Source organism: Streptomyces triticirhizae (assembly GCF_003696235.1).
Lineage (GTDB): Bacteria > Actinomycetota > Actinomycetes > Streptomycetales > Streptomycetaceae > Streptomyces > Streptomyces triticirhizae.
The window spans coordinates 1-6606 of record NZ_RFFJ01000267.1 but is presented as its reverse complement, the minus strand read 5'-3'; the positions used below and the strand labels follow the sequence as shown (position 1 = coordinate 6606).

The following is a 6606-nucleotide window of genomic DNA, read 5'->3' as shown; positions in this document are numbered from 1 at the left end:
CGGGCGGCGCCAGGCGGCCGGGGCGCGCTGGCGGCGGTGCCGGAGCCGGCCGAGCTGGCCGACGGGGTGGCGGCGTCGGGGGCGGACGCGCTGGTGTATCTGGTGCCGGGGTTCGGCGGGGACGACGGCGCCGCGCTGCTGGTGCGCGGGCCGGGGGGGCCGGTCGTCGCGTTGCCACTGCCGGGGCTTTCGGCCGCCGGGCGGCGGCCGTTGGAGGCGTATCTCACCGCCGCCGCCCGGCGGTCGGGCCAACGCCGGGCACGCGAGGCGGAGGCGCCCGAAGCGGAGTCCGGCTGGGAGGCGGCGCTGGACGAGCTGTGCGCCTGGGCGGGCCCGGCCGTCGTCGGGCCGCTGCTGGAGCGGCTGGCGGCGGAGGGCGTGCGGAGGACGCCGGTGCGGCTGGTGCTGGTGCCCTGCGGGAACCTGGGCGTGGTGCCCTGGCACGCGGCCCGGCTGGCCGGGGGCCACGCCTGTGAGGTGGCGGTGTTCAGCTATGCCGCCTCCGGGGCCCAGTTCCTTGAGGCCGCCGGGCGGGCGCGGCGGCCGGTGCGGGAGCGGCCGGTGCTGGTGGCGGACCCGCGCCTCGACCTGCTGTGGGCGACGGACGAGGTCCTCACGCTGCGCGCCGCGCACTACCAACGGGCGGCGCTCTACGGGGAGTTGGCGACCGGGCCGCCCCCGGAGGGGATCGCGGGTGCCGGCACGCCCGAGGAGCTGCTGGCGCTCCTCCCGGGGGCGGCGAACGGTGGGGCGGACGGGACGGCGAACGGTGGGGCGGACGGGACGGGGCCCGCCTCGTTGCTGCATATCGCCTCGCACGGCGAGGCCGGCGCGCGGCCGACGGTCTCCGCGCTGGCGCTGGCGGACGCCGGCGCGGACGGGACGGGGAGAGGCGGGAACGACGGGGACGCGTCGGGGGACGGCGGGCTGCTGACCGTCACCCGGCTGCTCGACCGGCCGGGCGGCGGCCCGGCCCCCGGCGAGCCCGGTCCCCTGGTGGTGCTCAGCGCCTGCGAGACGGACCTGAGCCGCCGGGACCACGACGAGGCGCTGACCCTGACCACCGCGCTGGTGGCCCGGGGCGCCTCGGACGCGGTCGGGTCGCGCTGGACGACGGTGGACGGCGCCTCGGCGCTGATGATGGTGGTCTTCCACCACCATCTGACCGTCGAGGGGCTGGCGCCCGCCGACGCGCTGCGCGCCGCGCAGCTGTGGATGCTCGATCCCGAACGGCGCCCGCCGCCGGGCATGGGCGGGCAGCTGGCGCGCGAGGCGCGGCGGCCCTCGCTCCAACGGGTCGCGGAGTGGGCGGCGTTCGTCCACCAGGGCAGCCCGCGCCCGAACCCACCGAAGGACTCGCCGAAGGACCCGCCGAAGGCCCTGGCGAAGGACCCACCGAAGGACCCACCGACCGAATCACCGAAGAACTCATCAGAGGAAGCGGGGCGATGACCGGGTGAACTCCGAGGAGCTGATCGAACTCCTCACCCGCCACCAGGACCATGTGCGCGAGCACCTGACGCCGGACGAGCGGCGTGAACTGCGGGACGCGCTGGCCGCGTTGGAACGCGCCGGGAACGAGGAGAGGGCGCGGCGGCTCGCCGTGCTCCGGATACGGCGGGTCCTGTTGGACCTGCCGCTGGACAGCCCGGTGCGCCGGGCCGTCAGCGACGGGGTGCGGCTGCTGCCGGGCGGCGTCGACGAGGTCGCGGCCGGGCGGGTGGCGGAGCTGAGGGCGCTGGTCGCGGCCTGGGACGCGCCGCCGGCCCTGGGCCGGGACCCGGCGGGGGACGGCGACGGCGTCACCACGGAGGACATCCTCCGGGCGGCGCGCCGCCGGCTGTTGGCGGCGCCGTCCCGGCCGGCCGACCAGGTGGCGCCCGGCGCCGCCGAGGGCCTGATCCGGCTGCCCGACCCGGAACGGGGGGCGCGCTGCCCGGAGTTCCAGTTCGGCCCGGACGGCGGCCCGAGGGCCGTGGTCCGGCGGGTCAACGCGCTGCTGCTGGCCGACGAGGACCCGTGGGGCGCCGCCGACTGGTGGTTGGGCGGGAACGTGTGGCTGGAGGGCACGCCCGCCGAACTGGTCGGCGAGATCCCGGACTTCCTGCTGGTCGAGGCGGCGCGCGCGCTGGTGGAGGGGGACTGATGCCCGAGTACGCGCCCCCCGAGGGGCTCACGCCCCGGCTCGCCGCGCTGCCCGCCGGGACGCGGCTGTGGCGCTGCCACCGCACCCGCTACCCGGCCGCCGCGTTCAACCCGGTCGCCGCGCACACCCACTTCGGCGGGAACCGCTTCGACGGCACCACCAGCGACCCCTACCCCTACCTCTATGCGGCGGACGAGCCGGCGACGGCGCTGGCGGAGGTGTTCCTGCGGTCGCGGCCGTTCGGCGGGCCCAGCGGGGAGCGGCTCATCCCCCGTGCGCAGTCCGACGGTTACGCCCTGTCGCTGCTGACCACCACGGCGCCGCTGACGTTGATCCAGCTGGTGACCGAGGAGGACCTGGCGGCCGTCAAGCAGGACCACTGGCTGCTGGAGGCGGAGGGCGCGGGCGCCCCGCAGACCCGGTACTGGGCGCAGGCCCTGCGCCGGGACGCGCCCGCCGCGCAGGGGATGGTGTGGCAGTCGCGGCGCCGCAGGTCGGGGCTGGCGCTGGTGCTGTTCGGCGACCGCTGCGCGGCGGGCGCCTTGGCGGCGGAGCCATCGGAGACCTTCGACCTGTCCACGCCGGCGGGCCGGGACCGGGCCAACGGCTGGCTGGCGCCGCTGCTGGCCGCCATCCATCCGTAGGCGGAGGGGCGTTGGGCCCGGGGCCGGCGGCGCCCGGGCCGATGCCCTCCCCGGGCTGGCCGTGAGCCGGCCTCACGGGCGCCCCGGCTCACGAGGGCTCGGCCCGTGGAGGCGGGTGGAGGCGGATCGTGCCCCGGACCCGGAGGCCCAGGGCCACCTCGTCGCGGTCCGCCAGCCGCCGGGGCGCGCCCGGCTCGACGCGCTGCCCGTTGAGCCAGGTCCCGTTGCGGCTGCCGGCCGGGGTGCCCTCGGCGAGCCAGCCGGTGCCGTCGTGCTCCACGGAGAGGGTGGCGTGGCGACGGGAGACGCCCCGGGCCGCGGCGAGGTGGGGCGCGGTGGCCGGCGCCCAGCGGGCGTCGCGGCCCAACCGCAGCGGGCTGCCGGGTCCCGCGACCGCGCGCAGGGGCGGGGCGAGGAGGGTCAGCACCAGGTGCGTGCGGGGGCTGCCGCAGACCAGGCAGGGATCGACGCGGGCCGGCGCGGGCTGTTCACAGTTCCAGCAGATCACGGGCTCGGTGTCCGGCGGCGAGTCCGTGGCCAACAGCGTTTCGTCCGGCCGGGGTTCGTCGGGCGGCGGTTGGGGCGTGGCGGCGGCGGGCGGTTCGACGTGGCCGTCGTCGCGGGGGCCCCGCCCGCCAAAGAGATCGTCCCAGCCCTCGTCCCAGGGGTCGTCCCCGCCCTCGTCCCAGGGGTCGTCCCCGCCGACCTCCGCCCCCGCTCCCCCGCCGGCGCCGGTCATGACGCGGGTGGCCGTTCGATGTCGAGGCGCAGCCGCACGGTCCCGTCCGGGCCCTCCGCCACCGAGGCCACCGTGACCACGCTGTGCTCGGGCACGTCGCCCGCGTCGAACAGCGCCCTGGCCAGCGGGTTGACCAGGGTGGTCTCCAGCTCGTTGCCGATGCCGCGCCCGCCGTTCTCCAGCCGCGCGGTGCAGCGCTTGGCGAGGTGGTCGCGCGCGTCGGCGTCGAGGCGCAGCCGGAGCCGCTGGTCGTCGCGGAGCCGGGCGGCGATGTTGGCGATCTGGAGGTCGAAGATGGTGCGCGCCACCTCGGGGCCGATGAAGTCGAAGACCACGACGTTGCCGCCGAGCCGGTTCATCAGCTCGGGCCGGCCCACCACCTCGGTGAAGTGCCGCTCGACGTTGGCGTGCACGGTCGCCGCCAACTCCTCGTAGGGCGTGCCCGGTTCGACCACCCGGCGCTTGAGCCCGGTGGTCGGGTCCTCGGCCAGGACGCCCAGGTTGGAGGTGAAGATGATCACGCACTCGCTGAAGTGGGTGGTGATGCCCTGCCCGTCGGTGAGGCGGCCGTCCTCCAACACCTGGAGGAACTTGTCGAGGACGCCCTTGTCCGCCTTCTCGATCTCGTCGAAGAGGATGACGCGGAACGGGTCGGTGCGCACCGCGCTGGTCAGCTCGCCGCCGGCCTCGTAGCCGACATAGCCGGGCGGCGCTCCGACGAGCCGGTCGGCGGAGTGCGGCGCGGAGAACTCGCTCATGTCGAACCGCAGGCAGGACTCCGGGCCGCCGAAGAGGACGGTGGCGACGGACTTCGCCAGCTCCGTCTTGCCGGTGCCGGTGGGGCCGGCGAAGAACAGCACGCCGCGCGGCCGGTGTCCGGGGTTGGCGGCCTGCGCGCCGGACAGGCCGAGGGCGGCGCGCTTGAGGATGTCGGTGGCCTTGACCACGGCGGGCTCCTGGCCCTTCACCCGGGACCGGATGAACGCCTCGCCCTCGCGAATCCGCTGCCTGACATGCCCGCGTCGCCAGGGGTTGTTCTCCACGCCGAGCCGGTAGACGCGGACGGCGTCCGGCATCCGGGTCAGGGGCCAGGCCCGGTCGGCGGCCAGCCGTTCGCACTCGCGCATCGCGCGGAGCGTCAGCCCGTCGGCCGCCCGCGCGAACCCGTCGACGGCGCGCTCCAGTTCGGGCGCGAGCGCCGGCGCGTTCACCGGCGTGCCCTCCGGCGCGTTCACCGGCGCGGTCGGGCCGGACGCGCCCTTGCGCAGCAGCGGCGGCAGCGGCTCGCGCGCCGGCGCGAGAACGGGCCCCGCGCTCTCGGTGCCCGCCGCCTCGGCGACGGCCGCGATCCGCAGCCGGGCCAGCCGACCGCGTTCCTCCAGGTCGGGCAGCGGCACGCCGATGGTGCGGATGCGGTCGCTGCCGGAGACCAGCCAGGTCGGCAGGTCCCGTTCCCCGTCGGCCAGCCAGACCACCGGGTTGTAGAGGGAACGGCCGGTGCGGTGGTGTGTCAACGGCCGTACCTCGTCGGCGAGTTTGAGGCAGCCCAGGAAGAAGTCCCGTTCGGCGTCGCTGAGTCGGTTGACGTCGGTGGCCAGGCGTGCCGCGTAGTCGATCAACAGGGCGAGCCGCTGCGGGGCCTCGATGCCGGTGGCCAACGCCCGCAGCAGGGGGCCGAGTTCGTCGATCCGGGGCGCGCGGTCGGCGCGCACCAGCCGCCCGTGGTGGAAGCGACCCACCCGACCCCGGCCCAGCAGCCGCTCGACGTCGGGCAGCGCGCTGCCCGGGTGCACGGTGAAGCCGTCCACCGCGTCGTAGCGCACCAGCGCTTCGTAGCCTCGGGCGCGCAGCAGGTGCCAGAGCAGCCCGGCCATGTCGGTGGTGCGGTCCTGGCCCCGGTGCACGACGAGATAGTCGTCGCGGACGTTGCCGTGGAGCACGAACTGGGAGTGCACGGCGAGCGTGCCGTCCAACTCCTCGGCGAACGGCGGGAGTCGGCGGCGGTTCTGCCGCTCGCGGCCGGCGGTGGTCAACGGCGTTCGGTCCCTTCGTCACGGCTTCGGTAACGGGGCGACCGCGCGTCCTGGTCCCGCCGGCTACTCGACCGGCCCGGGCGGCGGGCCGTGACGGGGCGGCCGTCCGGGGCCGGGTGGCGGACGCCGGCGACGGGGCGCTCCTCGTCGAAGCTGACCTCCAGGGGCAGCCCGGCCGCCTCGGCGGCGTCGGCCAGGGCGGCCAGCAGGGCGCCGGCCTCCCGGCAGCGCGCGCGGTCCAGGGCGCGCGCCGCCTCGGTGTCCTCGTGGTGCTCCCTGACGCTGCGCATGGTCAACACGCGCAGCGTCCCGGCCCGGTCGACGACGATCCGCAGCCAGTGTTCGTCGCCCCAGTCGGGCGGCGCCCACTCGATGTGCTGAATGCCGGGGGCCACCCGGGTGACCGTCGGCGTTCCCCACTCGCCCTCGTCGTCGGCTCGTTCGAGGCGCCGGGCCTGCTGGGCCAGGGAACGGCGCAGGAGTTGGGTGACATAGAGGCGCCGCAGCGCGGTCTCCCGTTCGGCGACCCGGCCGGCGATCTCGGCGCGCTGCCGGGCGGTGACGGAGGCGCCACGTTCCACCACGGCTTCCAGTGCGGCGAGTTCGGCCGCCGGCACGGGCGGCGGCGCGCTGCCGTCGGGCAGCGGCGGCAACGGCTCGCGCAGCAGGCGGAGTTGCTGGGCAGCCCACTCGGCGGTCTCGCGTTGGTCGGCGGCACGCCAGTTGGCGGTGAACGCCAGGTCGCGCGCCTCCGCGAGGTGGCGGGCAGCGGCGACCGGCCGGCTCGGGGCCTGCTCGACGGCGTGTGCGACGGCCGCCTCGACGCGGGCGCTCTCCTCGGGAGAGACGTTGAGGTCGAGCCCGGCGAGGAGTTCGGCGCCCAGCGCGGTGGCCTGCTCGGCGGTCAGGAACTCGGCGTCCGGCAGGGGCGCGCTGTACGGGGGCAGCGCGCGGGCGGCGGCCTCCTCGGTGTCGGCGGCGGCATAGGCGGCGAGGGCGCGTTCGCGCCGGGCGCGCAGCGCCTCGGCCCGGCGCGCGGCCTCC

General features: G+C 76.9%; 5 protein-coding genes and 1 pseudogene. 3 read left to right on the top strand and 3 right to left on the bottom strand.

Annotated elements, in window-relative coordinates; translation table 11 throughout:
- The 3 genes from EBN88_RS27680 to EBN88_RS27670 all read left to right on the top strand — a co-directional run.
- Positions 1–1452: CHAT domain-containing protein (locus EBN88_RS27680; protein ID WP_147472873.1), on the top strand; the 1452-nt coding region annotated here is incomplete at its 5' end.
- Between the two features lie 4 nt (positions 1453–1456).
- The gene (locus tag EBN88_RS27675; protein ID WP_122399779.1) at positions 1457–2146 is read left to right on the top strand and encodes a hypothetical protein; all 690 of its coding nucleotides are present in this window, start codon (positions 1457–1459) and stop codon (positions 2144–2146) included.
- Positions 2146–2790 (top strand): RES family NAD+ phosphorylase, encoded by a 645-nt coding sequence (locus EBN88_RS27670; protein WP_122399778.1) that lies wholly within the window; start codon positions 2146–2148, stop codon positions 2788–2790. The genes EBN88_RS27675 and EBN88_RS27670 overlap by 1 nt, the downstream gene beginning before the upstream one ends.
- Before the next feature lie 88 nt (positions 2791–2878).
- Here EBN88_RS27670 and EBN88_RS27665 read toward each other — a convergent pair whose 3' ends face one another.
- The 3 genes and pseudogenes from EBN88_RS27665 to EBN88_RS30910 all read right to left on the bottom strand — a co-directional run.
- A complete protein-coding gene (locus EBN88_RS27665) occupies positions 2879–3529 on the bottom strand; it encodes an FHA domain-containing protein (RefSeq protein WP_122399777.1) in 651 nt (216 codons plus the stop codon).
- Positions 3526–5562 carry an AAA family ATPase gene (locus tag EBN88_RS27660; RefSeq protein ID WP_122399776.1) on the bottom strand — a complete coding sequence of 679 codons (2037 nt, stop codon included), beginning with the start codon at positions 5560–5562 and terminating at the stop codon, positions 3526–3528. The genes EBN88_RS27665 and EBN88_RS27660 overlap by 4 nt, the downstream gene beginning before the upstream one ends.
- Positions 5559–6606, bottom strand: a pseudogene (locus EBN88_RS30910) (hypothetical protein); the annotation flags it as partial. The gene EBN88_RS27660 and the pseudogene EBN88_RS30910, both read right to left, overlap by 4 nt.

Bases quoted from the DNA above. Each gene is read 5' to 3' on its own strand.
- EBN88_RS27670 (WP_122399778.1), top strand. From the start codon at position 2,146: ATGCCCGAGTACGCGCCCCCCGAGGGGCTCACGCCCCGGCTCGCCGCG.
- EBN88_RS27665 (WP_122399777.1), bottom strand. From the start codon at position 3,529: ATGACCGGCGCCGGCGGGGGAGCGGGGGCGGAGGTCGGCGGGGACGAC.